The organism is Methylobacterium sp. B4, from assembly GCF_003201865.1.
GTDB lineage: Bacteria > Pseudomonadota > Alphaproteobacteria > Rhizobiales > Beijerinckiaceae > Methylobacterium.
In genome coordinates this window covers 67,693-94,036 of record NZ_QJJJ01000011.1, presented here as the reverse complement: position 1 = coordinate 94,036, position 26,344 = coordinate 67,693, and the positions used below count along the sequence as shown (strand labels likewise).

The window sequence follows — 26,344 nt, the reverse complement described above, 5'->3', positions numbered from 1 at the left end:
TGATAGACCGCTAAAACCATCTTAGAGGTCGATCGACCGCTATTCAAGGGCGCCGGCCGCCTCGGTCGCTCCAGGGGAGCCTTCAGCATGAGCACCATCCCGAAGGCGCCCGCGCAGAGTGGCGTGTATTACGGCTGGGTCGTCGCGGCGGTGACCTTCCTGACCATGCTGGTGACCGCTGGCGCCGTCGGCGCACCCGGGGTGCTGATCGCACCCTTCGAGCGGGAGTTCGGCTGGTCGAACGCGGAGATCTCGTCGGCTCTGGCCGTCCGCCTCGTGCTCTTCGGCCTGCTCGGGCCCTTCGCGGCGGCGTTCATGAACCGCTTCGGCGTGCGGCGGGTCGCCAGCGTCGCGCTGGTGCTGATCGCGCTCGGGATCGCAGGCTCCTTCGCCATGAGCCGGGTCTGGCATCTGCTGCTGTTCTGGGGGCTCGTCGTCGGCGTCGGCACGGGGCTGACGGCGATGGTGCTCGGGGCGACGGTGCGACCCGCTGGTTCGTGGCCCGGCGCGGCCTCGTGCTCGGCCTGCTCTCGGCCAGCACGGCCACGGGCCAGCTCGTCTTCCTTCCGCTGCTCGCCTCGCTGACCGAGCGCCACGGCTGGCGCGCGGCGCTCTCCCTGATCCTCGCCATGCTCCTGGTCGCGACGGTCACCGTGCTGGTCCTGATGCGGGACCGGCCCTCGGATCTCGGCCTGCGCCCCTACGGCGCGACCGGCGACGCGCCGCCTCCGCCGCCGCAGAGCTTTGCCGCCATGCTCACCTCGCCCCTGGTCGCGCTGCGGGACGCCTCGGGCTCGGTGACCTTCTGGGTTCTGTTCGGGACGTTCTTTGTCTGCGGCGCCAGCACCAACGGGCTCGTTCAGACGCATTTCGTGTCGCTGTGCGGCGACTACGGGATCGGCACGGTCACGGCGGCGGGCCTGCTCGCCGTCATCGGGCTGTTCGATCTGGCCGGCACCATCGGCTCGGGCTGGCTCTCGGACCGCTACGACTGCCGCTGGCTGCTGTTCTGGTATTACGGACTGCGCGGCCTCTCGCTCCTCTACCTGCCCTTCTCCGATTTCAGCTTCTACGGCCTCTCCCTCTTCGCCGTGTTCTACGGGCTCGACTGGGTCGCGACGGTGCCGCCGACGGTGAAGCTCACCGCCGACCGCTTCGGGGAGCGCGCCAACCTCGTCTTCGGCTGGATCTTCGCCGGCCACCAGCTCGGCGCGGCCACCGCCGCCTACGGCGCGGGCTTCAGCCGGACCGTCTACGAGACCTACCTGCCCGCCTTCTTCGCGGCCGGGGCGCTGTGCCTGTTCGCCTCGGCGGCGCTGATGCTGATCCGCGACCGCCGCCCCGTCGTCGCCGCGGCGGCCACCGCGTGAGGCCTCAGGGCCGGAAGCCCTCGAACACCATCTGGTCCGCGTGCTCGCGGGCCAGGGCCCGCTGCGCCTCGGTGCGCACGGTCCAGGTCATCACCGGCATGTTTCCGAGCCGGCGGCAGAGATAGGGCACCGGCCCCGGCAGGTCGCCCACGCGCCAGGATAGGAAGTGCGGCCGGCTCACGTGGAGATGGAGCAGGCCCGACAATTCGGCTCGCAGAGACGGCGCGAGCCGGGCGTAGTGCGGGTCGTCCTGGCTCGCTTCGGCGACGATGCCGCGGGGCAGGTCGGGTGTGATCTCGGCCAGGGTCGCGACGATGCCCGGATCGAAGGATTTCAGCGCGACCGGCGCGTCGAGCCCCGCGACGATCTCGGCGGTGCGGCGGGTGAGACGCCGGTCGCCGTCGAAGCGCGACTTGATCTCGACGATCACCGGCACGCGGCCGGCGATCCGTGCCAGGAAGTCCGGCAGCGTCGGGATGCGCTCCCCCGTCTCGGCGATCGTGAGCCGGCCGAGTTCGGCGGCCGTGCGGGCCTCGACCGGGTCGGTCTCCCCGGTGAGGCGCCCGAGCGCCTCGTCGTGGAACACCATCGCCTCGCCGTCGGCGCTGAGCTGCACGTCGCACTCGATGGCGTAGCCGCCCGCCACCGCAGCTTCGGCCGCCGCCAGCGTGTTCTCGGGGATGCCGGCGGCGCGGTGGTGCAGGCCGCGATGGGCGATCGGACGGGCGGTGAGCCAGTCCGGCGCCCGAGGGGGCGCGCTCACGCGACCTCGAACATCGCTTCGACCTCGACCGCCGCGTCGAGGGGCAGTTCGGCGACGCCGACGGTCGAGCGGGCGTGCCGGCCGCGGTTGCCCAGCACCTCGACCATCAGGTCGGAGGCGCCGTTCATGATGGGCGCCAGGCCGGCGAAGCTCGGCACGGCGTTGATGAAGCCGCCGAGCCGCACGCATTGCACCACGCCGTGGTCGAGGTCGCCCACCGCCGCCTGGACCTGCGCCAGCACGTTGAGCGCGCAGAGCCGGGCCGCCGCCACGCCCTGCTCGGGCGAGACCTCGGCGCCGAGCTTGCCCTTGTGAGCGGGATCGAGCGTGCCGTCCGGGCCGAAGCAGATCTGGCCGGAGATGACGACGAGGTTGCCGGTGCGGACGTAGGGCACGTAGTTCGCCACCGGGGCCGCCGCCTTCGGCAGCTTCAGCCCGAGCGCCTCCAGACGTTCCTTGACCGTGTTCATCGCCTGATCTCCCCAAGCCTGTTCGCTGCGGGGGTCTGAGCACGGGGGCGGGGCGACTCGCAAGGGGAGGGACCGGCGCCGGCGTTCAGCCGACGATCTCCTTCAGTTGCGCCGCCGCCCTCGCCTCGGAGAAATCGTAGCGCAGATCGGCATGGGCGACCGTTGCGGGCCGGTGGGCGACGATGACCCGGGTCATCTTCAGGTCGCGGAGCGCGGCGGCGATCACCACCTCGGTCGGCTCGTCCAGCGCACTCGTGGCCTCGTCCAGAAAGAGGATCTCCGGGCGCCGGTAGAGGGCGCGGGCGAGGATCACCCGCTGGCGCTGGCCACCCGAGAGGGTCGAGCCCATGTCGCCCACCAGCGTCTCGAAGCCCATCGGCGTGCGGGCGATGTCGTCGAGGATCGCCGCGCGCCCCGCGCATTCGCGGATCCAGCCGGGATCGGGCCGCTCGTCGAAGCAGGCGATGTTCTCGGCGATCGAGCCGGCGAAGAGGCCGTCGTCCTGAATCACCCCGGCGATGCGGGCCCGGTAGGCGGCGAGCCCCCCGGCGCGGATGTCGCGTCCGTCGACCAGCACCGCGCCCTCGGTGGCCGGCAGCAGACCCATCAGGATCTTCATGACGGAGCTCTTGCCGCAGCCCGACGGCCCGGTGAGGGCGAGGCTCGCGCCCGGCGCCACCTCCAGGCCGAGGTTGCGGAACACCCAGGGCTCATCGTCGCCGTAGCGCAGGGACAGGCCGACCGCGCGCAGGCCCGCCGCGCGCGCCGGCAGACGCTCCCCTGCGGGAAGAAGGGCGGGCGCCGCGACCGGCGTCGCCCCGGCGGGGGAGGCGGCGGCCTCCTCGGGCTCGGTCATGACGATGTCCGAGAGGCGGTCGGTCTGCACGTTGAGCATCCTGAGCTGGAAGCCCGACTGGATCAGGTTGCCGATGCGGGTCGAGAACTGGTCGCGATAGGCCAGGAAGGCCACCAGCATGCCGAGCGTCATCGACTGGTCGATCACGGCCCGCGCGCCCACCACAAGCAGGATCAGCCGGTCGGCCCCGAACAGGAACTCGTTGCCGCGCCCGAACACGAGGTCGAGCCGCTGCAGCCGCAGGCGCGCGTTCAGCGCCTGGACGAACTGGTTCATCCAGGTGCCGCGGCGGCGCTCGCGCAGGTTCAGGAGCTTGACGCTCGCCATGCCGCGCACGGTCTCGATGAAGTGGCTCTGCTGGCGCGCCTCCGCGACGATCGCCTCCTCGGTGCCCTCCCGGTAGGCCTTGTAGGCGATGATCCGTAGGCCGGCGTTGAGCGCGGTGGCCGCGAGCGCCACCAGCGCCAGCCAGCCGCCGTAGAGGAACAGCATGATCAGCATGCCGACCGACATCAGCCCGTCGAGCAGGGCCTGGACGAGATCGGTGGTGATGCCCTTCTGGATCGTGGACAGCGTGCCGAAGCGGGAGATCACGTCGCCGACATGCCGCTTCTGGAAATAGTCGAGCGGCAGCCGGGAGAGATGGTCGAACAGCGAGCCCGACCATTGATAGTTCAGCTTCGTGCCCGTGAGCATGATCGCCCAGGTGCGGGCGATGCCGAGCCCCAGTTGCAGCACGAGCAGGAGGGCGAGCCCGAGCGCGACGACCAGCAACAGGTCGAGGTCGCCGTTCACGATCACCTCGTCGATGACGATCTGCGAGGCGATCGGCATCAGGATGGCGATGAGTTCGATGCCGAGCGACAGCATCAGGATCTGCGCCATGGCCGAGCGGATGCCGGCCATGCCCCGGAACAGGTCGGACAGGGCGAGGCCCTTCTCCGCCTTCTCCCGGACGAAGCTCTGGTTGGGCGCCACCTCCAGCGCCACCCCGGTGAATTCGCGCGAGGCCTCGGCGAGACTCAAACTCCGCCGTCCGCGAGCGGGATCGTGGATCACGATCTCCCGGCGGCGCACGGCGGCCAGCACCACGAAGTGGTTGAGGCCCCAGTGCAGGATGCAGGGCAGGCGCAGGCGGCCGAGATCGGCCATCTCGATCCGCAGGGCCCGGGTGGTGAGGCCCATGCTCCCCGACAGGTCCATGAGGCTTCGCAGCGTCATACCCTTGAGCGAGAGGGCGTGGCGCGCGCGCATCCCACCGAGATCGACGTGGCGGCCGTGATAGCCGAGCACCATGGCTAGGCAGGCGATGCCGCATTCCGCGGCCTCCGCCTGGAGCAGGACGGGCAGGCGGCGCCGGAACCCGAATTGCAGATCCGACAGCAGGCTCATCGGGACACCTCCGGGCCGCCCCCGTCCGTGACGAGATCGACGCTGCGCTTGACGTGGTAGAGGGGGTCGAGGAGCCAGCGGTAGAGCGGGCGCTTCTCCAGGGCGATGTCGGCCTCGACCCGCATTCCGGCCTCCAGCCGCCGCTGCTCGCCGTAGGCCGTCACGCTGTCCGCGTCCGGCCGCACGATGATGCGGTAGACGCCCCCGTTCCCCGCATTCTTGGCGGCATTCCGGGCCGCCTCGGGCTGGCCGCCGCCTTCGTTCTCCAAGGGCGCGCGGGTCACCTCCGCGACGCGGCCGCCGTGCAGGCCGAAGCGCTGGAAGGGGAAGGCGGCGTAGCGCAGCATCACGGTCGCCCCCGGCTCGATGAAGCCGATCGCGGAGGAATCGACGAAGAGGTTGGCCTGGAGCCGGCCCTCGCTCGGCAACAGGGTGAGAAGGCTGGCGCCCGCCGCCACGGTCTGCCCGGCCTGGGCACGGATCGAGGTGAGGATGCCGCGTTCCGGGGCGCGCACCTCGATGGCACGGCGCGCCTCGCTCTCGGCCCGCTGCTGTTCGAGCTGCGCGGCGGTGCGGTCGAGTTCGGCCAGATCGCGGGCCAGGGTCTCGTCGAAGGTGGCGAGCTTGGCCCGCAGATCGCCGAGCTTGCCCTCGACCTGCAACCCGCCCTGGCGGAACTGCGCGAGCTGCGAGGTCGCCTGGAGGTAGAGGTAGTTCTGGCTCTGGAAATCCGCCGCTCGGGCAAAGCCCCGGGTCACGAGGTCGGCGAGTTCGTCGGCCCGGGCCTTGAGCGGGGGCACGAGCTTTTCCTGAAGCGCGAGCTGCTCCTCGATCTTGGCGCGCTGCGCCTCCAGGTTGGCGACCTGCTCGCGCAGGCCCTCCTTCTCGGCCCTGGCCATAGCCGCACGGGCGGCGCGCTGGCGCTCCACGCTCTCGCGCTGGCGGCCGAGCTGGGCGATCACCCGCTCCTGCGTCGGGCCGCTCGCCGAGACCGCATCGAGGTCGATCGTGAACAGGAGCTGGCCGCGCTCGACCCGCTCGCCCTCCCGGACGCCCGAGGCGCTGACCCGGCCGGCCAGCGGGCTCGCCACGGTGATCAGGCCGATATCGGGCGCGAGCAGGCCCTCGGCATGGATGCGGCGCGTGTAGCTGCCGAGCCAAGCGTAGAGGCCGACCAGGGCTACGAAGGTGAGGCAGAGCCCGCCCACCACGCGGATCGGCAGGGGCTGCACCACCTGGGCCTCGCCGAGCCACGCGCTCTTGCGGGCCTCGGCGACCTCGCGACGGAACAGGGGGGCGTTCACGGAAAAGCCTCCTCGGATGCTGCGATGGGCAGCGCGGTTCGGGCTGCGGCGACCTGCCCACCTGCGTTGTTCTGACGCAGCAGCGTCATAATCCGCAACGGAATCAGTTTTTTAGCTCGGCCGTCTCGTCGGCAGGCTCCGTCGCGCCGACCTGCGTCAATTTTTGCCCCCCGGTTCGATGCAACCGGCCCCGACCATTCCGGACCGAGGCCGCGCCGGCTTGGCTCTGGCTCCCGAGCCACGCGAAAAGACGCAGGGACCGTGGACGGAAGCGGTTCGGTTCCGGCTCGGCGGCGCGGATGCCACCATCGGTCGTGATTGGGGAGAGCAAGATATGTCCATCCATCGGTTTCCGTCTCGGGTCGTGCGAAGCGTATATCGCGGCCCGGGTTGCCTGCCGAGATAATATCCGTACCTTATCCAACAGAGCAGCGCATCGCCGCGGCTCTTATTCCATAGGAAGACAGAAATACAGAACGTTCTTCCAGTATCGCTCGGACTAAGGAGAAAACCATGCAGCAGAACATCGACACCGTGCGCGAGCTCAACGCGGCGGAGCTGGATCAGGTCGGCGGCGGGTTGTCTCTCGGCCTCGGTCTCGAACTGGACCTGAGCAGCGAGCTGGGCGCCGTCTCCGGCACGGTCGATCAGGTGGGCGGTCTCGTGGGCGGCACGCTCGACAGCGTGCTCGGCGCCGTCGGCGGCCTGCTGGGCGGCGTGCTCGGCAAGTAACGCGGCAAATCAGCGGATTTCCTGGCCCGGCCGGCCTGGAGCCGGCCGGGCCGTCCTGCGGAAGCGGTCGACCCCGCCGCTTCCGCGGGACCCTTGCGTTGGCACCTGGCCGCCGCGCTCAAGACGCGGGCGGCCTCTGAACGGACAGGCTTGCAACCGGCGGCCTTGGAACGGGCTGCCTTGGAACGGCCTTCTGAGGCGGGCCGTTCATCCGCGTCGGGGCGCAAGCTCCGCCCGCCGTCCCCACGGGGATGGAAAGAAGAAGACGTCGCCCGCCCGAAGCGCGGCAAAAACCCGGGAGAACGAAGCGGCCGATGAGCGTTCCGTTCGTCAACGCATCCGTGCAGGGCGACCTCAGCGCCCCGCCCGACCAGATCTTCGGCCAGATCCCCGCGAGCGGCCTCGACGGCATCGCCTTTCTCGACTTCGCCTACGAGTCGGAGGGCTGCAGCACGCACCGCGTCGACGGCCTCCTCGTCGGAACGTGGCAGGGAACCTTGCGAGGAACCTTGCGCGGCGGCAAGCGCACCCGCCTCAGCTTCAGCGGCAGTGCGACGGATGAGCGGTCCGGCGAGCGGGCGGGCGAGGCGTTCGTGCTGCGCGGCCCCGGCTATACCGGCACCACCTGCTGGAGCGGAGCCTGCCGAGGGCGCTACCTCGCCTTCATGCCGGCGGCGGTCGAGCGGATGACGCAGGCGCCGCTCTCGCAGACCCGGATCGATTCGGTCACCTGCGATCTCGCCGAGCGGATGACCGTGTTCCACCTGCTGGCCGCCCTGGGCCAGGAGGCGGGCGGCCACGACAGCGCCGCGGACGCGCTGCTGGTCGACAGCGTGGCGCTGGCGGTGCTGCGCGCCTCCGGTGCCCTGTCGGAGCCCGCACCGCGCAAGAGCGCGGCGCTCAGTCCCCGGCAGGCCCGGCAGGTGCGCGACCTCGTCGCCGCACGGCTCGGCACGCCGCTGTCGCTGCGGGAGATGGCCGAGGCCGCCGGGCTCAGCGAGAGCTACTTCGTGCGCGCCTTCAAGGGCTCCTTCGGGGTGACGCCCTATCAATACGTGCTGCGCGAGCGCGTGACCCTGGCCCAGTCGCTGATCCGTTCCGGTACCGTCTCGCTCAGCGAGGCGGCGGTGCGCGCCGGCTTCCCGGACGCGCGGCGCATGGGGCGGACCTTCCGAAAGATGGTCGGCCGCTCGCCGACGGGATCGACGCGGCTGCAGCGGGTCTGATCGCGAAAGGCGGGTGCCGGACGGCACCGCGGCGGGACGAATCGGGTCGATTGGGGCGCGATGCGCCGCCTCGGCACCGTGCCGAGATTGACAGAAGCGCCTCGTTTCTTAGTAATCGCGCCCGTGCCGCCCGTCCCCCGAGGCGGCACTTTCTTTTGGCGATACTGCCCCCTGGATCGTGCCCGAGGAGACGGACCCGCGTGACCTCCGCCCTGCTGCCGACCTATGCCCGCGCCCCGATCGCCTTCGAGCGAGGCGAGGGCGCGTGGCTGGTCGCCGAGGACGGCACCCGCTACCTCGATTTCGGCGCCGGCATCGCCGTCAACGCGCTCGGCCACGCGCATCCGCACTTGGTCGAGGCCCTGACCGCGCAGGCGCAAAAGCTCTGGCACACCTCGAACCTGTTCCAGATCCCGGAAGGGGAGCGGCTGGGGCGGCGGCTCGTGGACGCGACCTTCGCGGATGTGGCCTTCTTCGCCAATTCCGGCGCCGAGGCCAACGAGGCCGCCATCAAGATGGCGCGCAAGTACCACGCGGCCGGCGGCCACCCGGAGCGCTACCGCATCATCACCTTCGAGGGCGCCTTCCACGGCCGCACGCTCGCGACCATCGCGGCCGGCGGCCAGCAGAAGTACATCGAGGGCTTCGGCCCGAAGGTCGAGGGCTTCGATCAGGTGCCCGTCGGCGATTTCGCGGCGCTCGAGGCCGCGATCGGACCGGAAACCGCCGCCCTGATGATCGAGCCGATCCAGGGCGAGGGCGGCCTGCGGGTGATCGCGAGCGCGATGCTGCGGCGTCTGCGCGACCTGTGCGACGAGCACGGTCTGCTCCTCATCATGGACGAGGTTCAGACCGGCGTCGGACGGACCGGCAAGTTCTTCGCCCACGAATGGTCGGGCGTGACGCCGGACATCATGAGCGCGGCCAAGGGCATCGGCGGCGGCTTCCCGCTCGGCGTCTGCCTCGCCACGGCCGAGGCCGCCCGCGGCATGACGGCCGGCACCCACGGCACCACCTTCGGCGGCAACCCGCTCGCCATGGCGGTCGGCAACGCCGTGCTCGACGTGGTACTGGCCCCGGGCTTCCTGGCGCATGTCGAGCGCATGGGCCTGCTGCTGACGCAGAAGCTCGCAGGCCTGATCGACCGGCACCCGCACGTCTTCTCCGAGTTGCGGGGGCAGGGACTGATGCGGGGCTTGAAGCTCAACCTGCCGAACACCGAGTTCACGGCGGCCGCGCGCGCGCGGCACCTCTTGGTGATCCCGGCGGGCGACAACGTGGTCCGCCTCCTGCCGCCGCTGATCGTCGGCGAGACGGAGGTGGACGAGGCCGTGACCCGGCTCGAGGCCGCGGCGACCGATCTGGAGGCGCAGATGCGCGGGGCCGCCTGAGGGCGGTGCCGTGAGCGAAGATATCGAGATGACCACCACCCTGAACGGCAGCGGCCCGCATGTCCGCCACTTCCTCGACCTGAAAGATTTCTCGGCCGAGACCCTGCGCGGCGTCCTCGACGCCTCCGCGGCGATGAAGCGCGCGCGGGTCAAGGGCCAGCCCGCCGCGGAGCGACCGCTCACCGGCAAGATGCTGGCGATGGTGTTCGACCGGCCCTCGACCCGCACCCGCGTCTCCTTCGACGTGGCCATGCGCGAACTCGGCGGCGACACCCTGATGCTGACCGGCAAGGAGATGCAGCTCGGCCGCGGCGAGACGGTGGCCGACACCGCACGCGTGCTCTCGCGCTTCGTCGACGCGATCGTGATCCGCACACTGGACCACACGCTGATGGTGGAGCTGGCCGAGCATGCCGAGGTGCCGGTCATCAACGCGCTGACCAAGGTCTCGCATCCGTGCCAGATCATGGCCGACGTCATGACCTTCGAGGAGCATCGCGGGCCGATCAAGGGCCGCACGGTGGCGTGGTCGGGTGACGCCAACAACGTGCTGGCGAGCTGGATCCACGCCGCGGCCCGCTTCGACTTCACCCTCAACGTCGCCGCCCCGAACGAGCTGGCAATGCCGCCGGCCCTCATCGCCTGGGCCGAGCGCGAGGGCGCCCGCGTCAACGCCACCACCGACGCCTACGCGGCGGTCGAGGGGGCGGACGCGGTGGTGACCGATTGCTGGGTCTCCATGGGTGACGACGACGAGCACTTCCGCCACAACCTGCTCTCACCCTACCGCGTGGACGCGGCGCTGATGAAGGCCGCGGCCAAGGACGCGATCTTCATGCACTGCCTGCCCGCGCATCGCGGCGAGGAGGTCACGGCCGAGGTCATCGACGGCCCGCAATCGGTCGTGTTCGACGAGGCCGAGAACCGTCTGCACGCGCAGAAGGGCATTCTCGCGTGGTGTCTGGGCGAGGCCGCCTGAAGAACCTCGCCCGTCGTCGCGAGACGAAGCCGAAGCGATGACGGGAGAGGGCGGCCGCCCGGACTCAGGCCGTCGGCTTGGCCTGGTTCATCGCCCAGATCACGCCGAACGGGTCGCGCAGCTGCCCATAGAGGTCGCCCCAGAACATTTGCTGATAGGGCATCACTACCTCGGCGCCCGCCGCCACAGCCCGCTCCCACCACGCCGCGATGTCCTCGACCGGCAGGAGCAGACTGAAGGCCTGCGGCGCCTGGAGCGGGTGACCATATTCGGGGAAGGCGTCGGAGAGCATCACCGAGGTGCCGTTCACGCACACATGCACGTGCATGGTCCGGCCCTGCTCGTCCGGCGGGACGGAGGCCAGGATCTCGGCGCCGAAGGCCTTCTCGTAGAAGGCGGCCGCCCGCAGGGCGCCGTCGAGCGAGAGATAGGCGACCACGCCGCCCCGCGGGGACACGGCCGGGCCTGGCTGGGCCGTCTCGGTCTCGCTCATCGCCAAGGATCTCCGGGCGATTCGTCTCGCACGGAAGGTGCCGCTCACCGCGGACGGCGCCAAGCATTTTCGCCACGTTCGGCGCTGCGATTCCATCCGGCCCGCCCACCGGTCGGATCGCCGCAGCCCACGGCCCGGCTGGAACGATCCGGCACGCCTCCCGTTGGCCCGCGGCTCTAACAAACGTTCCCAGCGCCGGCCTTCGAGCGCGCGAACCGGACGCCGTTCACAGGAAGGGTCGTTACATGGATCTCGGCATCAGCGGCCGCGTCGCGGTGATCACGGGCGGCGATTCCGGCATGGGCTACGTCAGCGCGGAATACCTTCTGCGCGAGGGCGTGAAGATCGTCCTCTCCGACCTGAAGGAGCGGGAATTGCAGGAGGCGGCCGAGCGCCTGTCGGCGCTGGGACCGGTCAAGGCGTGCCAAGCCGACTTGTCCGACGATGCGGGCGCGCGCAAGCTGCGCGAATTCGCGGACACCGCCTTCGAGACCAAGCCCACCATCCTCATCAACGGCGCGGGCATCACCGGCGCCACGGGCGACTTCCTAGAGATCGACGACGCGGGCTGGATGGAAACGATCCAGGCCGACCTGATGTCGGCGGTGCGGGTCGCGCGCGCCTTCATCCCGGGGATGCGCGAAGCGGGTTGGGGGCGGATCGTGTTCTTCACCTCCGAGGACGCGGTCCAGCCCTATGTCGAGGAACTGCCGTACTGCGCCGCCAAGGCGGGCCTGATGAACCTGACCAAGGGTCTCTCCAAGGCCTACGGGCCGGACGGCGTGCTGGTGAATTCCGTGGCGCCGGCCTTCGTCGCCACGCCGATGACCGACGCGATGATGGAGAAGCGCGCCGGGGAACTCGGCGTCTCCTTCGACGAGGCGGTCGAGAGCTTCCTCACGGAGAAGCGTCCCGGCATCGTCTCCAAGCGCCGGGGCCGGCCCGAGGAGGTCGCCGCGGCGGTGGCCTTCCTGTGCTCCGAGCAGGCGAGCTACATCACCGGCGAGAACCTGCGCGTCGACGGCGGCGCCGTCCTGACCATGGCGTCCTGATGCGCGAACTCACCTGCGACGTCGCGGTGATCGGGGCCGGCACCGCCGGCATCGCCGCCCACCGGGCCGCCCTCGACGCGGGGGTGAAGTCGATCCTGATCGAGCAGGGTCCCGGCGGCACCACCTGCGCGCGGGTGGGCTGCATGCCCTCCAAGCTGCTGATCACCGCCGCGAACGCCGCCCACGGCGCACGCGAGGCGCACCGCCTCGGCATTCGCGTCGGCGAGGTCGCCGTGGACGGCCCCGCCGTGCTCGCCCGGATGCGGCACTGGCGCGACCGCTTCGTCGCCTCCGTGTTCGAGGGGCTCGACCGGCTGCCGGCAGAGACCCGCCTGTCGGGGCGGGCCGTGTTCGAGGGCCCGGACCGGCTGCGGATCGACGACCACACCCGCCTGCGCTTCAAGGCTGCCGTGCTGGCGACAGGCTCCAGCCCGAGCGTGCCCGATCCGCTGCAGGATCTCGGGCACCGTCTGCTGACCACCGACACCGTGTTCGACATGGAGGACCTGCCCGCCTCGCTCGCCGTGCTCGGCGCCGGCCCGGTCGGGCTCGAACTCGCGCAGGCCATGGCCCGGCTCGGCGTCGAGACGCAGGTCTTCGATCCCGGCGACAGCCTCGGCGGCCTGAGCGATCCGGACCTCAAGGCGGCGGCGCGGGAGATCTTCTCGCAGGCCTTCGCCCTGCATCTCGGCGCGAAAGTGGAGCGGGGCAGGGTGGATGGCGACGGTGCGCGCCTGGGCTGGGACGGGGGCGAGACCCGCGTCGAGCGGGTGCTGGCCGCCGCGGGTCGCCCGCCGAACGTGCGGGGGATCGGCCTCGAGCTGACCGGCGCCCGCCTCGACGAGCGGGGCAGCCCGGCCCACGATCCCCGCTCGCTGCTCTGCGAGGGCTCCGCCATCCTGATCGCCGGGGACGCCAACGCGGACCGCCCGGTGCTGCACGAGGCGAGCCGCCAGGGCCGCATCGCCGGACGCAACGCCGCGCGGATCGCGGCCGGGGAGGGCGCCGAGCGGCCCGAGCGCTGGGTGGCGCTCGCCATGGTGTTCAGCGAACCGCAGATCGCCGTGATCGGCGGCGGCTTCGACGAAGGCGCAGACCGTCTCGTCGGCCGCGCCGATTTCTGCGACCAGGGCCGGGCGCAGGTCATGGACGAGGCGCAGGGCGGCCTCCGGCTCTATGCCGAGCCCGGCGGGCGCCTCGCCGCCGCCGAGCTGATCGGTCCCGGGGCGGAGCATCTCGGCCACATCCTCGCCCACGCGGTGCAGGACGGGCTGGACGTGCGGCGCCTGCGCGAGCGTCCCTTCTACCATCCTACCCTGGAAGAAGGGCTCGACACGGCGCTCTCCGATCTCGCGGACCAGCTGCGCTGAGACCCGGTTCCGCGCCTGCTCCGAACAGGCGTCGATGCCGCTCGACCGGGGACGGTCCGGGAGAGCGCTGCGCCGTGTCGCGGCCATTGTATCGTTTTAGACAAAGTCGGGATCCGACAGATACTTGGCGCCGATGCGCCGCAGTTTGCATCGGGCTTGGCGACCCCGCGCGGCATTGCGCAACCGGCCCGCGGCAGGCATATCGACAGTCACAATGGTCGATCCGTCGCAGATGCACGCCGAAGGGCCTCACGACGGCCCGGTCGAGTCCCGGGTCGATGTCGAGAGCCTCACCCCCAAGCAGCGAGACGAGCTGGAGGCGGGCGTCCTGGCGCTCGATTCCGCTGGGATCGTGCTCGCCTGCAACCAGGCAGCGGAGACCCTGTGCGGGATGTCCCGCGAGGCGATGCTCGGCCGCAGCTTCTTCCGTGAGCTGGTGCCGAGCGCCCACGTGCCCGGCTTCTACGGGCGTTTCCTCGCGGGCGTGCGCCGGGGCCGGGGCGACCAGTCCTTCGAATTCGTGTTCGGCCGCATTCCGGCTCCCCTGAGGGCGCGCATCGGCCTGAAGGCCGGCTCGGACGGGCGGATCTGGCTGACCATCAGCCCCATGGAGCAGATCGCCGCCGGCCCTTCCCGCGAGGCCGTGCTCGCCGCGATCGCCCAGCGCAGCCGGGCCGAGCCGGTCGATCCGAGTCTGTGCGAGCGGGAGCCGATCCACATCCCCGGCTCGATCCAGCCGAACGCGGTGATGCTCGCCGCCGACGCGGCGAGCCTGGAGATCGTGGCCTTCAGCGCCAACGCCGCCGACGTGCTCGCGCCCGCGCTTTTCCCCCCGAACGGCCTCAGCCTGGAGACGGTGCTGCCGGCGGAGATCGTCTCGGCGATCCGCAACGGCATGGCCGCCCACACCCTGACCGACGGGCGGGTCCTGCGCCGCTCGCTGACCCTGCCCCCGCGCGAGGAACGCTTCCACCTCGTGGCGCATGTCCATCTGGGGCGCGTCATCGTCGAGCTGGAACTGGCGCCGGAGCGGCCGGAGGACTTCCTCACGGCGAGCCCGCTGGAGGCGGAGATCGCCATGGTGCGGCTGCGCGCCGCCGAAACCCTCGATGAGGCCGCGCAGATCGCCGCCCTCGAGATCCGCGCCATGACCGGTTTCGAATCGGTGCTGGTCTACCGCTTCGACGCCGACTGGAACGGCGAGGCCATCGCCGAGGACATGGTGCCGGATTGGCAACGTCCCCTGATCGGCCTGCGCTTCCCCGCCTCCGACATCCCGGCCCAGGCGCGCGCCCTCTACACCAAGGCCAAGAGCCGCTTCGTGATCGACCGGGACTGCGTGCCGGTGCCGCTGATGGCCGACCGGGCGGCGGGCAACGCGCCGATCGACCTCACCTTCGCGCAGCACCGCACCCTCTCGCCGATCCACCTCGAATATCAGCGCAACCTCGGCGTCGACGGCTCGATGTCGATCTCGATCATGGTGGAGAACCGGCTCTGGGGGCTGATGATCGGCCATCACCGCCGGCCGCACTACGTGGCCCCGGAGACCCGCGCCGCGGCCACCGTGCTCACCGACGCCTTCGCCATGCGCGTGCAGGAGATCGAGGGCAAGGCACTCTGGAGCGAGCGGCAGCGCCACCTCGACATGCAGGGCCGGCTGGTGCGCGGGCTGACCCGCTCGGACGATTTCGTGGTCTCGCTGACCCAAGGCGATCCAACCCTGCTCGACCTGTTCGAGGCGACGGGCGCCGGCATCGTCTCGGACGAGGCCGTCTGCCTCGTCGGCGCCACCCCGGCGGAACCGGCGGTGCGGGCGCTCGCCGACTGGCTGCGGGAGAGCCTCCCCCCCGGCGAGACCACGTTCGTCACCGACACACTGGTCCTGCACCACGCGCCGGCCGCCGACTACACCGAGATCGCCAGCGGCCTGCTCGCGGCCTTCGTCGGCGCCTCGCGCCAGCACCTCCTGCTGTGGTTCAAGCCGGAGGTGCCCAGCACCGTCACCTGGGGCGGCGACCCGAGGAAGCCCGTGCTGCCCGGCAGCGGGCCGGTCGCGGTGCTGCCGCGGCGCTCCTTCGAGCGCTGGGTCGAGGAGCGTCGCGGCCATTCCACCCCCTGGGCCGCCTGGAAGGTCGCGCTGGCCGCGCAGCTCGCCGACGCGGTCGAGGGCGTGGTGCTGCGCCAGCGCCGCAAGATCGACGAGCTGACGGGCCTGCTCGCCGACAAGGAGCGCCTGCTGGAGCAGAAGGACCTGCTCACCCGCGAGATCGACCACCGGGTGAAGAACTCGCTGCAGATCGTGACGGCCTTCCTGCACATGCAGCGCCGCCAGATCGCCGACCCCGCCGCCCGCCAGGCCTTCTCCGAGACCTCGGCGCGGGTGATGAGCGTGGCGAGGGTGCATGACAGCCTCTACCAGGGCGAGAGCCTGGAACAGGTCGATCTCGGCCAGACCATCCAGACCCTGTGCAGCGACCTCGCCGGGATGGCGGGCGACGAGCACCGCGTCGAGATGACCGCCGAGCCCGGCCTGATGGTGCCCTACCGGCACGCGGTGGCGCTCTCGCTCATCACCACCGAACTCGTCACCAACGCCTTCAAATATGCCGGCCGCCCCGAGAAGGGGGCGCGGGTCAGCGTCACCGTGGCGGGCGGGGAGGGCGCCGTGCGCCTCAAGATCTGCGACGACGGGGTGGGCATGCCGGCGGGCTGGGAGAATGCGCGGGCGCAGGGCACCGGCCTCGGCATGAAGCTGATCCGCGCCATGCTCGATCAGATCGGTGCCCGCATCGACGTCGAGAACGCCGACGGCGCCTGCTTCACCGTCCACGCCTGACATCCCTGCCGAGCCGATTGTGAGCGACAGCCTACACGCCCGCCTGCGGCACGCCACCGCCGAGGCGCATGCCGCGCTGGAGCGCGACCTCGACTGGGAGGCGCGGGTGGCGACGCTGTCCGGCTACCGCGACCTGCTCGCGCGCCTGCATGGCTTCCACGCCGTCTACGAGCCGGCCATCGGCGCGGCGTTGGCAGATGCGGCCTTCTTCGATCCCCGCCGCCGCCTCGCCTTCCTCGACGCGGATCTCGCGGGCCTCTCGGCGGCGGCGCCCGCCTCATCGCCCGCGCCGCCGCGCCTGGACGGGGCCGGCGGCGCGCTGGGCGCGCTCTACGTGCTGGAGGGTTCGACCCTCGGCGGTACCGTGATCGGCCGCCACGTCGCCCGCCTCCACGGGGAGGGCGTGCCGCTGGCCTATTACAGCGGCCGAGGTCGTGCGGCCGGTCCGCTCTGGCGGGCCTTCCGCGAGCGCCTGGACGGCCTGCCGGAAGCGCAGGCCGCATCGGCTTTCACGGCGGGCATCGCCACCTTCGAGGCGATGCGGCGCTGGCTCGTTTCGGGCGAGGGCTGAACTCCCGGCTTTCGTTTCCGCATCGAACTCTTCGGAAAGCCGGCGACCGGCTTTCGGGACGATGCGCTATCCCGGCGGAGCCAGCACCTGCGTGCGCCGCGCCTCGAGGGTCTGCCAGACCACCAGCGAGGGTAGGCCGAGCACCACGTCGGGCACGCGCTTGGCGAGCGACAGGGCGATGGCGGTGCCGGCATCGAGCCCGAACAGGGCGCCCACCACCACGAAGCTGCCTTCCTGCACGCCGAGTCCGCTCGGCACGGGAAAGGCCGCCGACTTGATTGCCTGGGAGAGGGATTCGAGCACGAGCACCTCGGTCAGGCTGACCTCGACCCCGATGCAGGCCAGCGCGATCCAGATCTCCGCCGCCCCGAGTCCCCAGGCCGCGAAGTGCAGGACCAGCGACTGGGCGATGCGCCCGCGCCGCCCCCGGGCCCAGACGGCGTCGAGGGCGTCCTGCACGGTGAGGCCGGGCTCGGACGGCGGCGCCGTCCCCGCCGCATCCGGCGCCGCCATCCGCAGGACCCGGCGGCCGAAGCCGGTCAGGCGCCGTTCCAGGGCGCGGGCGGGCCCGAGGGTCTGGAGCGCGAAGAAGGCCGCCACCACCGCCACCGCCACCGCGGCGGCCTGCGTCGTCCAGCGCGCGAGGGAGGCGGCGGCCTCGCCCGGCAGGCGCCAGAGCAGCCCGGTCCCGAGGAGGGTGAAGGCCACCTGCGTGGCGACCTGGATCAGCATGTCGGCGAGCAGCGAGGCCGCGGCGAGACTGCCCGCCACGCCCCAGAAGGTCAGCAGGCGCCCACCCACCACCTCGCCGCCCACCGAGGCGACGGGCAGCAGCACGTTCACGCCCTCGCGCACGAAGCGCAGGATCACGAAGGCGCCGGTCTCGACCGGAGGCTGCGCCGCGCCGCCCGCACGGCCCGAGGGCGGGATACCGGACAGGATCCGCGCCCAGGCGAGGCCGCAGAGCAGCACGATGACGGCCCGCACCAGAACGATGGCGGCGAGCCCCGCCAGGCCGATCCGCCCGAAGGCCGCACCGATCGCGCCGAGGTCGTTGGTGGCCACGAGCCAGACGCCGAGCGCCAAGCCGGCCAGGGTGCCGACGAGCGGAAGCCGGCGCAGCAGCCTGCCCAGGAACCGGCGCGGGCGCGGCCCGCCGCCGGCGGCCGTCCCGGAATCCTTCGCGGGGCGGGCCGGCGCTTCAGACATCGCCGTCCCCCGCGGGCGCCGCCGGAACGGGAAGCGGGGAGGGCTGCGCCGGAACGAGGCCCAGCGCCTCGGGACCGAGGGCGTCGAGCGAGGGATCGATCAGGAGGACGCGGCGGCGCGCCAGGGACTGCGCGGTGGCGAGCGTCAGCATCCGCTTGGGGCAGGGGCCGAGACAGCCCGTCTCGACGACCCGCACCTTGCCGGCGCCCCGCTCGCGGGCGGTTTCCCGGTAGGCGCGCTTGAGCGCCCGGCCGAGCCGCTTGCGGTCGACCTCCTGGCGCTTGGCGCATTTCCGGCAGACCAGCACCACGTCCGAGAAGCCCGCCTTGGCCGTGCGGGCCGCCCCGCCCGGTTCCTGCCGCCGTCCCACGACGCCTCCCGCCCGGCTCCCTGGTCCGAGCCGTCTGATGTGCCTCGGGGGCGGTATCGCAGCAGCAGCGCCCGCGGCGCAATCCCGACGGATCGCCGCGCCTTAAAAAGGGCCGAAAAGAACGTGACCTGAGCGACGGACGGGACGCCGCCCCGGGCGCCATCCTGGGCGCCCTGCCGACGAGCCTTGCCCACGCCTCGTGCGGGTGGCAGGACCCGGGCGCGGGCGCGATCCCGGCGGCGGTTCCGCGAGGGCTCCCTTTCGATGAATTCCGACGAGGTCAAGCAGGAGACCCGAGTCCGGACGGGTTCGAGCGTGCAGTCGCTCATGGACCTCGCCCGGCGCTCCGTGCCGGATCTGCGGCGCAACGCCGAGACGATCGAACCGATTTCGCCGCGGCGGGGTCGGGGCCTGCCGGTCGGTCCCCTGCTCGAGCGGGCGCGCCGCAGCCTCGAATGGACCCGGCTGCCCGGCCTGCGGTCCCGCGAGGCGCGCCCGCCGGAGGGCCTCGCCAAGCGCCTGTTCCGCAGCTACGGCCTGTTCGTGCTGGCGCCGACGGCCGTCATCGGGCTCTACGTCTTCGCCATCGCCACCCCGCAATACGTGGTCGAATCGCAGTTCGCGGTGCGCGGCAACGTCGAGCCGATGGCCAGCGCCGAGCTCGGCCTCTACGCGGACCTGATCCAGAAGCACAACAGCCAGGACAGCTTCATCCTGCGCGACTACATCGGCAGCCGGCCGATGGTGGAGGCCGTCAACGCCAAGCTCGGCGTCGAGCAGATGTTCTCGAAGGACGGGATCGACTTCTGGGCCCGCTACAGGGATGGCCAGCCGGTCGAGAAGCTGGTGCGCTACTGGGGCCGGCACGTGAATGCGCATATCGACGCCATCTCCGGCGTGATCCGCCTGAGCGTGCGCGCCTTCGAGCCCGAGGATGCGATCGCGATCTCCAAGGAGGTGATCGCCCGGTCCGAGGCCCTGATCAACGACATCTCCCGGCGCGCCCAGGCCGACATGATCGCCCAGTCGATGAAGGAGGTGGAGCAGACGAAGGAGCGGCTCAAGCAGGCGCGGGTGGCCCTGCAGGAGTTCCGCAACCGCTGGGGCATCATCGACCCCGTCAAGTCGGCCGAGGCCGCCGTGACCACGATCGAGCTGCTGCGCAAGGACAAGATCAAGGCCGAGAACGACCTGCGCGTGCTGCGCGACTCCAAGCTCGACGAGAAGACCCGCGGCATCCAGGTGCTGGTGGCGACCGTCGGCGCCCTCGACGGGCAGATCAAGGATCTGCAGAACCGCCTCACGACCGACGGCATCGTCTCCAGTTCCGAGCACAACCTCACGCAGGCCCTGCTGGAATACGAGAGCCTGATGGTCGAGCAGACGGTCGCCGAGAAGCTCAACGCCTCGATGCAGTTGATCCTCGACCGGGCCCGGGTCGCGGCGGCCAAGCAGCAGATCTACCTCGCGACCTTCGTGCCCCCGCTGCTCCCGACCTACTCGCTCTACCCGGCGCCGTTCTACACGCTCTTCGCGGCCCTGTTCTGCTTCACCGTGCTCTGGAGTTCGATCTCCCTGGTCACGGCGGCGGTCAACGACAACCGGCTCTGAGGCGGCCTTTCCGAGGCCGCACGGCCCGGAGGACACTTTCGGGTCCCGCGAGTGCCCTCTCGCGCAGGGCGGCCCCGATGCTCTAAGACGATCGCGCGGCTCCCGCCTCGAACCTCCCAGGGACGGAAGGGGCCGCACGACGCCTCCCAATCCTCCTCTTCGGCTTCCATGGCGGATTTCACAGACCTCATCGCCCGCGCCGTCACCCCGTCGATGGGCCGGGAAGAGCGCGAACAGGTCTACACGGTGGTGCGTCAGGCCGTGCAGCGGCTCCAGGACCGCGAGAACCTCGCCCCGGACGATCCGCGCATCCTGCTCCAGCGCCACCTGATCGAGGAGACGATCCGCGACGTCGAGTTCGACATCATCCGCTTCCTGACCCTGCGCAAGATCGAGCAGGCGCGGATGGCGCAGAACGCGGAATACGAGGCGCAGTTCACTCAAAGCAAGAAGCGTTGAGGCCCCTCGGGCGGCCTCAACCGTAGGCCGCCACCGCCCGCACGCCGCCGGGCTCGGCTACGCTCACGCCCGCCTCGACATACTCGTTGAGCTTGTTGCGCAGCGTCCGGATCGAGATGCCGAGGATGCGCGCGGCGTGGGTGCGGTTGCCGAGGCAGTGGTCGAGGGTGTCGAGGATCAGGTCGCGCTCGACATCCGCCACGGTCCGCCCGACGAGGCCGCGGGTGGCGGCTCCCGCCGCGCTCGCCGCCCGCTCGGCCGGACCCGCGGCAGCGGCGGGCGCGGTGAAGGCGTCGCCCTCCGGGCTCAGGATCGCCTCAGGGCCGATCTCCGCCCCCTGCGCCAGCAACACCGCCCGGTGGATCGTGTTCTCCAATTCGCGGACGTTGCCGGGCCAGGGATTGCGGGCGACGAGGGTCTGGGCCTCCCGGGCGAGGGGGCGCACCGGCACGCCGTTCAGCTCGGCGTATTTGCGGGCGAAGTGGGCGGCGAGTTCGAGGATGTCGGCGTGGCGCTCCCGCAGCGGCGGCACGCGCAGATGCACGACGTTCAGGCGGTAGAACAGGTCCTCGCGGAATGTGCCCTTCTTCACCTCCTCGACGAGGTTGCGGTTGGAGGTGGCGAGCACGCGGATATCGACCTTGACGGGCGCCGCACCCCCGACCCGGTCGATCACCCGCTCCTGAAGTGCGCGCAGGAGCTTGGATTGCAGTCGCACGTCCATCTCGGAGATTTCGTCGAGGAGCAGCGTGCCGCCGTTGGCTTCCTCGAACCGGCCGATGCGGCGGGCGACCGCGCCGGTGAAGGCGCCCTTCTCGTGGCCGAACAGCTCGGATTCGAGCAGCGCTTCGGGGATCGCCGCGCAATTGACCGAGACGAAGGGGCGGGCGCCCCGGTTCGACTTGGCGTGGACGTGGCGGGCCAGCACCTCCTTGCCGGTGCCGCTCTCGCCGGTGATGAGCACCGAGGCCTCCGAGCGGGCGACCTGCTCGGCGAGCTTGACGACGCGCTCCATGGAGGCGTCGCGCCAGACGAAGCTGCGGGCATCGGCGGCCACCGCCTCCAGCACCGCCGCGATCAGCTCGGGATCGGGGGGGAGGGGGATGTACTCCTTGGCGCCCGCCTGGATCGCCGCCACCGCCGCGCGGGCGTCCGAGGCGATGCCGCAGGCCACCACGGGCGTGCGGATGCGCTCGTCGGCCAGCGCCCGTACCATCCGCGCGATGTCGAGGCCGACATCGACCATGACGAGGTCGCCGCCCTTGGCGCGCAGGGCCGCGAGACCCTGATCGATCCCGTCGGCATGGGTGACCGAGGCGCCCCGGTTCATGGCGATCTTGGAGGCGGTGACGAGTTCGCCCGAGAGCCGTCCGACGATGAGCAGCCGCATGGCTTAGGTTTCTCCGACAATTCTTCGGCTTCAGGTGGCCCGCCCCGGCCTGCGGCGATGCCTCGTCGCAGGCCGCCCCCGCGATTGCGGGGCGGCGGCCGCCCCCCCGCGATTGCGGGGCGGCGGCCGCCCGCCGGACGTGCCGATCCCGACCGGAGGCCGGGATCGGCACAACAGAGGGTCAGTGGTCGTTCTTGATGATCTCGGTCATGGTGACGCCGAGGCGCTCCTCGACCAGCACGACCTCGCCGCGGGCGACGAGGCGGTTGTTGACGAAGATGTCGATGGCCTCGCCGACCTTGCGGTCGAGTTCGAGCACGGCGCCGGGGCCGAGCCGCAGCAGGTCGCCGATCGGCATGCGCGAGGAGCCCAGTACCGCCGAGACGACCACGGGCACGTCGAAGACCTGTTCGAGGTCCGCCGCGCTCTTGGGGCTCGTCGGCGCGTCGCGCACGGAAGCCGGGCCGCCCTCCTCGTAGGAGAGATCGCCCTCGCTGAGCTGGGGCAGGCTGAAATCGTCGCTCGACATCGGGCTTCAGGCCTCGGCGGGATCGGAACAGGGTGAAAGGGCGGCCTCGACGGCGGCGGCGATGCGGGCGCGCTCGCGCACGACGCCGCCATCAGCCCATTCGAGGCGGGCGTCGCCGGGCGCCATGTCGGGTTCGCCGAGCACCACGAGGCGGCCCTCGAAGCCGTGCTCGCGGGACAGGCGCCGCATCAGGGTCTCGGCCTCGTCGACGATGGTTTCGCTCACCCGCAGGACGAGGTGGGGCACGCCGCGAAGGTGCCGCAGCGCCGCGCGGGCCGCCGCCTCCACCCCGGCGAGGGGACGGGCGGCGAGGGCCTCGCCCGCGAGCCGCTGCGCCAGTGCTCCCGCGAAATCGAGGGCCTGCGCCTCGCGCTCCGCATCGCGGGCGTCGGACTGGTTGAGGAGCGCGGCCGCGGCGAGGCCGACCCGGGTGAGGGCGTCGGCGAGCCGGGCCTGCCCCTGGGCCGCCGCCTCCGCCCGGCCGGCCTGGAGTCCCCGGGCATGGGCCGCCGCCTCAAGGGCGGCGCGCTCGGCCTCGGTGCGCGCGGCGGCCTCCGCATCGGCGGGGGAGGGCCCGCGCGGACGGCCGAAATCGGTGTCGAACAGGAAGGGGCGGGAGCCGCGGGCACTCAATAGACCAACTCCTCCTCGCCGCCGTTCTTGGCGATCATGATCTCGCCCTTCTCGGCCAGGTCCTTGGCGAGCTCCGTCATCTTGGCCTGCGCCTCATCGACCTCCTTGAGGCGGATCGGCCCCATCGAGCCCATCTCGTCGGTGAGGTTCTTGGCCGCGCGGGTCGACATCTGGCCCATGAAGAAGGCCCGAACCCGCTCGTCCGCGCCCTTGAGCGCCCGGCACAGGGTGTCGTTGTCGACCTTGCGCATGAGGGTCTGGACCGAGCCCGGATCGAGCTTCAGCAGATCCTCGAAGGTGAACATGAGCTGGCGGATCTTCTTGGCCGAGCCGCGGTTGGCCTGGTCGATCGCCGCGAGGAAGCGGGTCTCGGTCTGCCGGTCGAAGGCGTTGAAGACCTCGGCCATGAGTTCGTGCGCGTCGCGCCGGGTGGTCTGGGCGATGGTCGAGACGAACTCGGTGCGCAGGGTCTCCTCGATGTGGCGCAGCGCCTCCTTCTGGACCGTCTCCATGCGCAGCATCCGGTTGAGCACGTCGATGGCGAACTCCTCCGGCAGGATCGTGAGCACCTTGGCGGCGTAGTCGGCCCGTACCTTCGAGAGCACCACCGCGACGGTCTGCGGGTACTCGTTGCGCAGGAAGTTCGCGAGGATCTCGGGATCGATCTGGGTCAGGCTCGCCCAGACGCGCTTGCCCGACGCGCCCTTGATCTCCGCCATGATCGAGGAGACCTGCTCGGGGGGAAAGATCTTAAGCAGGAGCGACTCGGTGCGCTCGAAGTTCGAGGTCATGCCCCCGCCCGACGAGAGGCGCGATACGAAATCGACGATCAGCCGCTCGACGGTGCCGGCTTCGAGCGAGCCGAGCTGCACCATCGCGTGGCTGACGAGCTTGACCTCGTCCTCGTCGAGGCGCTGCCAGATCGGCGCCCCCTCCTCCTCGCCGAGCAGCAGCAGCAGGGCGGCGGCGCGCTGGGGACCGGGCATCGTGGCGAAGGCGGACGACGAGTCCACGCTCTCCATGGCAGCGTTGAAGTTTATGCCCGCGACCACCGACCCACTCCCTTCTCGCGATTCCGCCTCATCTCAAGCCCTCAGGAATCGTGGATCCAGTTGCGCAAGACCTCGACCGTCTCGTTCGGGCTCGCCCGCACCATGTCGACCACGCGCTCCACCGTCTCGGCCTGGATCTGTCCGGTCAGCTTGGCCGATTCGAGGAAGCGGTTGGTGCTGTTGTCGCGGATCGCCATCTCGGCCGGCATCTCACCTCCGGCCCCGGCCAGAGCGAGCGCGCCGGCCGGGCCGGCGAGGGAAGCCACCGGCGTCTCGGCTTCCAGCACGCGCCGCAGGAGAGGGCGCACCACCGCCATCAGCACGATCAGGGTGAGCAGGCTGAGCACGGCGAGCTCCACCAGCCGCATCACCTCGTCCTTGGTCGGGCTCAGGAGCGACTGGACCAGGCCGGGCTCCACGAAGTCGGGGGCGGCCGGCGCCTCGGCGAAGCGCAGGTTGACCACCTCGACCTGATCGCCGCGGGCCTTGTCGTAGCCGACCGCCGTGCGCACCAGGGCGGCGATGCGCGCAATCTCGGCATCCGAGCGCGGCTGGTAGGCCGGCTTGCCGTCTGCGCCGGGCGCGTAGACCCCGTCCACAAGTACCGCGACCGAGAGGCGCTTAAGGCGCCCGCCCTCCAGGGTCTCGACCTTGGTGACGCGGGAGATCTCGTAATTCGTGGTCTCCTCGTTCTTCTGCGTCGAATCCTTCTGCGCGGGCGGGGCCGGGTTTTGATTTGCGCCGGGCAGTTCGTTGCCGACGCTGACCTGCCCCTCCGCGCCGCCGGTGAGGAAATTCTCGGTGCGGGTCTGGGTCGAGCGGGCCACGCGGCTCTCGGGATCGAAGCTCTCCGAACGGCTCTCGATCCGGTTGAGGTCGAGTTCGGCGGCGACCTGCACCCGGGCCCGGCCCTGGCCGACGATGCCGGCCACGATCTCCTCGATCTGCGAGCGCAGGCGCCGCTCGATGCCGGCCTGCCTCTCCTCCAGGGCGCCCGCCCCGTCGGCTTGCGCGCCGCGGGCGCCGTCGGCGAGCAGCCGCCCGCGCTCGTCGACGATCGAGACGCGCTCGGGCTTCAGGCCCTCGACCGCGGAGGCCGCCAGATGCCGGATCGCCCGTACCTGACTCGCATCGAGGTCGCCCATGAGCTTGACGACGATGGCGGCCGAGGGCGCCTCGCGATCGCGCTCGAACAGGCGGCGCTCGGGCATGACGAGGTGGACGCGAGCGGCCTGGACGCGGCCGATGGCGCGGATGGAGCGGGCGAGCTCGCCCTCCATCGCCCGCAGATGGTTCACGTTCTGGACGAAGCTCGTGGAGGAGAAGGCGTCGCCCTTGTCGAAGATTTCGTAGCCGACGCCGCCCTGGCTCGGCAGGCCCTTGCCGGCCAGATCCATGCGCAGCTTGGCGAGGTCGGACCGGGGCGCGAGCAGGGTCTGGCCCATCTCGCCCTTGGTCTCGTAGACGATGCCGCGCGCGTCCAGTTCGCGGATCACCGCGGAGGAATCCTGGAGCGAGAGGTCGGAGAACAGCACTCCCATGTCGGGGCGCGAGACCCGCAGGATCACGAAGGCGAAGAAGCCGACGAGCGTCAGCGTCACCGCCGCCATCGCGGCGAGGCGCGCGGGCCCGAGCTTCGTCACCAGTTCCAGGATGGGTTTCACGGCCGAGCACGCCCACGACGCGAGTGCGGCCGCGAGGGATCGCGGTCCGCCCGGCAAGAATTGCCCGGTGCGTGGTTAGCGAGGCGTTAACGCCGGCCCGATCCCGTTCACGAACGCCCGCCCCGCGTCCCGCGAAAGGGTGAGCCGGAAACGACGAGAGCCGCCCCGGCTTCCGGTGGCGGCTCCTCCTGCGCTGCGCGAGGCTCGGCGCGCAACGGTCTGTGGGAACTGAAGAATCAGTGCCGGTAGTGCTGGATGCGGGTGGTGCGAAGCCCCGCCAGCCCGTGCTGGTCGATGGAATACTGCCAGCTCAGGAACTCTTCCGTCGTCAGGGTATAGCGCTGGCAGGCCTCCTCCAGGCTGAGAAGGCCGCCGCGGACGGCGGCGACGACCTCGGCCTTGCGGCGGATGACCCAGCGGCGGGTAGTGACGGGAGGAAGATCGGCGATCGTCAGAGGACTGCCGTCGGGGCCGATCACATACTTCACGCGCGGCCGGGGTGTTTCGGTCATGATACGCTCTACACTCGACTGACCTGTCGACAGCCAAGCTACTTGCGCCCGCTTAAAAGTTCTTGAAGTCGGTCGCTCGAATGCGATTCGTCCGCTGTGCGCGGGTG

The 26,344-nt window shown here is 71.1% G+C and carries 23 protein-coding genes and 1 pseudogene; 11 read left to right on the top strand and 13 right to left on the bottom strand.

Going from position 1 to position 26,344, the window contains the following annotated elements:
* Window positions 1-87: 87 nt before the first annotated feature.
* Window positions 88-1,370: pseudogene (locus BY998_RS15055) on the top strand (MFS transporter).
* A 4-nt stretch (window positions 1,371-1,374) separates the two neighbouring features.
* Here the strand turns inward: BY998_RS15055 and BY998_RS15050 are convergent.
* The 4 genes from BY998_RS15050 to BY998_RS15035 all read right to left on the bottom strand — a co-directional run bounded on the left by BY998_RS15050 (window position 1,375) and on the right by BY998_RS15035 (window position 6,155).
* Entirely contained in the window at window positions 1,375-2,133 is a 759-nt protein-coding gene (locus tag BY998_RS15050; RefSeq protein ID WP_110352426.1) for a glycerophosphodiester phosphodiesterase family protein, read from the bottom strand.
* Complete coding sequence (locus BY998_RS15045) at window positions 2,130-2,603, bottom strand: RidA family protein (protein ID WP_110352425.1); 474 nt, start codon at window positions 2,601-2,603, stop codon at window positions 2,130-2,132. The genes BY998_RS15050 and BY998_RS15045 overlap by 4 nt, the downstream gene beginning before the upstream one ends.
* A gap of 85 nt (window positions 2,604-2,688) precedes the next feature.
* Complete coding sequence (locus tag BY998_RS15040) at window positions 2,689-4,851, bottom strand: peptidase domain-containing ABC transporter (protein WP_110352424.1); 2,163 nt, start codon at window positions 4,849-4,851, stop codon at window positions 2,689-2,691.
* A complete protein-coding gene (locus tag BY998_RS15035; RefSeq protein ID WP_110352423.1) occupies window positions 4,848-6,155 on the bottom strand; it encodes an HlyD family efflux transporter periplasmic adaptor subunit in 1,308 nt (435 codons plus the stop codon). Before BY998_RS15035 ends, BY998_RS15040 begins: the two co-directional genes overlap by 4 nt.
* A gap of 513 nt (window positions 6,156-6,668) precedes the next feature.
* On the opposite strand from BY998_RS15035, the gene BY998_RS15030 reads away from it, so the two are divergent.
* From BY998_RS15030 to argF, 4 genes are all read left to right on the top strand, one after another.
* Window positions 6,669-6,887 (top strand): hypothetical protein, encoded by a 219-nt coding sequence (locus BY998_RS15030; RefSeq protein WP_110352422.1) that lies wholly within the window; start codon window positions 6,669-6,671, stop codon window positions 6,885-6,887.
* A gap of 314 nt (window positions 6,888-7,201) precedes the next feature.
* Window positions 7,202-8,113, top strand: coding sequence for an AraC family transcriptional regulator (locus tag BY998_RS15025; protein ID WP_110352421.1), 912 nt, complete (start codon window positions 7,202-7,204; stop codon window positions 8,111-8,113).
* 200 nt (window positions 8,114-8,313) lie between these two features.
* Window positions 8,314-9,504: an aspartate aminotransferase family protein gene (locus tag BY998_RS15020; protein ID WP_110352420.1), complete on the top strand. Its 1,191-nt coding sequence runs from the start codon at window positions 8,314-8,316 to the stop codon at window positions 9,502-9,504.
* 28 nt (window positions 9,505-9,532) lie between these two features.
* Window positions 9,533-10,483 (top strand): ornithine carbamoyltransferase, encoded by a 951-nt coding sequence (gene argF, locus BY998_RS15015; protein WP_110352419.1) that lies wholly within the window; start codon window positions 9,533-9,535, stop codon window positions 10,481-10,483.
* A 64-nt stretch (window positions 10,484-10,547) separates the two neighbouring features.
* On the opposite strand, the gene BY998_RS15010 is transcribed toward argF, so the two are convergent.
* A complete protein-coding gene (locus BY998_RS15010; protein ID WP_110352418.1) occupies window positions 10,548-10,976 on the bottom strand; it encodes a glyoxalase/bleomycin resistance/extradiol dioxygenase family protein in 429 nt (142 codons plus the stop codon).
* A gap of 245 nt (window positions 10,977-11,221) precedes the next feature.
* Between BY998_RS15010 and BY998_RS15005 the strand changes: the two genes are divergently transcribed.
* The 4 genes from BY998_RS15005 (at window position 11,222) to BY998_RS14990 (ending at window position 16,808) form a co-directional block, all read left to right on the top strand.
* Window positions 11,222-12,028 (top strand): SDR family oxidoreductase, encoded by an 807-nt coding sequence (locus BY998_RS15005; protein ID WP_110352417.1) that lies wholly within the window; start codon window positions 11,222-11,224, stop codon window positions 12,026-12,028.
* Window positions 12,028-13,398 (top strand): dihydrolipoyl dehydrogenase, encoded by a 1,371-nt coding sequence (locus BY998_RS15000; protein ID WP_110352416.1) that lies wholly within the window; start codon window positions 12,028-12,030, stop codon window positions 13,396-13,398. Before BY998_RS15005 ends, BY998_RS15000 begins: the two co-directional genes overlap by 1 nt.
* 214 nt (window positions 13,399-13,612) lie before the next feature.
* On the top strand, window positions 13,613-16,237 hold the full coding sequence (locus BY998_RS14995; RefSeq protein ID WP_110352415.1) for a histidine kinase dimerization/phosphoacceptor domain -containing protein: 2,625 nt from the start codon (window positions 13,613-13,615) through the stop codon (window positions 16,235-16,237).
* Window positions 16,238-16,256: 19 nt separating this feature from the next.
* A complete protein-coding gene (locus BY998_RS14990) occupies window positions 16,257-16,808 on the top strand; it encodes a biliverdin-producing heme oxygenase (protein WP_110352414.1) in 552 nt (183 codons plus the stop codon).
* 66 nt (window positions 16,809-16,874) lie between these two features.
* On the opposite strand, the gene BY998_RS14985 is transcribed toward BY998_RS14990, so the two are convergent.
* Together BY998_RS14985 and BY998_RS14980 are read right to left on the bottom strand one after the other, a co-directional pair.
* Complete coding sequence (locus tag BY998_RS14985; RefSeq protein WP_110352413.1) at window positions 16,875-18,017, bottom strand: lysylphosphatidylglycerol synthase domain-containing protein; 1,143 nt, start codon at window positions 18,015-18,017, stop codon at window positions 16,875-16,877.
* Window positions 18,010-18,387 (bottom strand): (2Fe-2S) ferredoxin domain-containing protein, encoded by a 378-nt coding sequence (locus tag BY998_RS14980; protein ID WP_110352412.1) that lies wholly within the window; start codon window positions 18,385-18,387, stop codon window positions 18,010-18,012. Before BY998_RS14980 ends, BY998_RS14985 begins: the two co-directional genes overlap by 8 nt.
* 264 nt (window positions 18,388-18,651) lie before the next feature.
* On the opposite strand from BY998_RS14980, the gene BY998_RS14975 reads away from it, so the two are divergent.
* Entirely contained in the window at window positions 18,652-19,998 is a 1,347-nt protein-coding gene (locus BY998_RS14975; RefSeq protein WP_110352411.1) for a capsule biosynthesis protein, read from the top strand.
* 168 nt (window positions 19,999-20,166) lie between these two features.
* The gene (locus BY998_RS14970) at window positions 20,167-20,457 is read left to right on the top strand and encodes a hypothetical protein (protein WP_110352410.1); all 291 of its coding nucleotides are present in this window, start codon (window positions 20,167-20,169) and stop codon (window positions 20,455-20,457) included.
* 16 nt (window positions 20,458-20,473) lie between these two features.
* On the opposite strand, the gene BY998_RS14965 is transcribed toward BY998_RS14970, so the two are convergent.
* From BY998_RS14965 to BY998_RS14940, 6 genes are all read right to left on the bottom strand, one after another.
* Window positions 20,474-21,847, bottom strand: a complete 1,374-nt coding sequence (locus BY998_RS14965) for a sigma-54 dependent transcriptional regulator (protein WP_110352409.1) — start codon at window positions 21,845-21,847, stop codon at window positions 20,474-20,476.
* A gap of 181 nt (window positions 21,848-22,028) precedes the next feature.
* Window positions 22,029-22,376 (bottom strand): flagellar motor switch protein FliN, encoded by a 348-nt coding sequence (gene fliN / locus BY998_RS14960; RefSeq protein ID WP_110352408.1) that lies wholly within the window; start codon window positions 22,374-22,376, stop codon window positions 22,029-22,031.
* A gap of 6 nt (window positions 22,377-22,382) precedes the next feature.
* Window positions 22,383-23,009, bottom strand: a complete 627-nt coding sequence (locus BY998_RS14955) for a flagellar assembly protein FliH (RefSeq protein ID WP_110352407.1) — start codon at window positions 23,007-23,009, stop codon at window positions 22,383-22,385.
* A complete protein-coding gene (gene fliG, locus BY998_RS14950; RefSeq protein WP_110352406.1) occupies window positions 23,006-24,061 on the bottom strand; it encodes a flagellar motor switch protein FliG in 1,056 nt (351 codons plus the stop codon). Before fliG ends, BY998_RS14955 begins: the two co-directional genes overlap by 4 nt.
* Window positions 24,062-24,102: 41 nt before the next feature.
* On the bottom strand, window positions 24,103-25,725 hold the full coding sequence (gene fliF, locus BY998_RS14945; RefSeq protein ID WP_110352405.1) for a flagellar basal-body MS-ring/collar protein FliF: 1,623 nt from the start codon (window positions 25,723-25,725) through the stop codon (window positions 24,103-24,105).
* Between the two features lie 236 nt (window positions 25,726-25,961).
* Entirely contained in the window at window positions 25,962-26,237 is a 276-nt protein-coding gene (locus BY998_RS14940; RefSeq protein ID WP_009865968.1) for a DUF1153 domain-containing protein, read from the bottom strand.
* Between the last annotated feature and the right edge of the window lie 107 nt (window positions 26,238-26,344).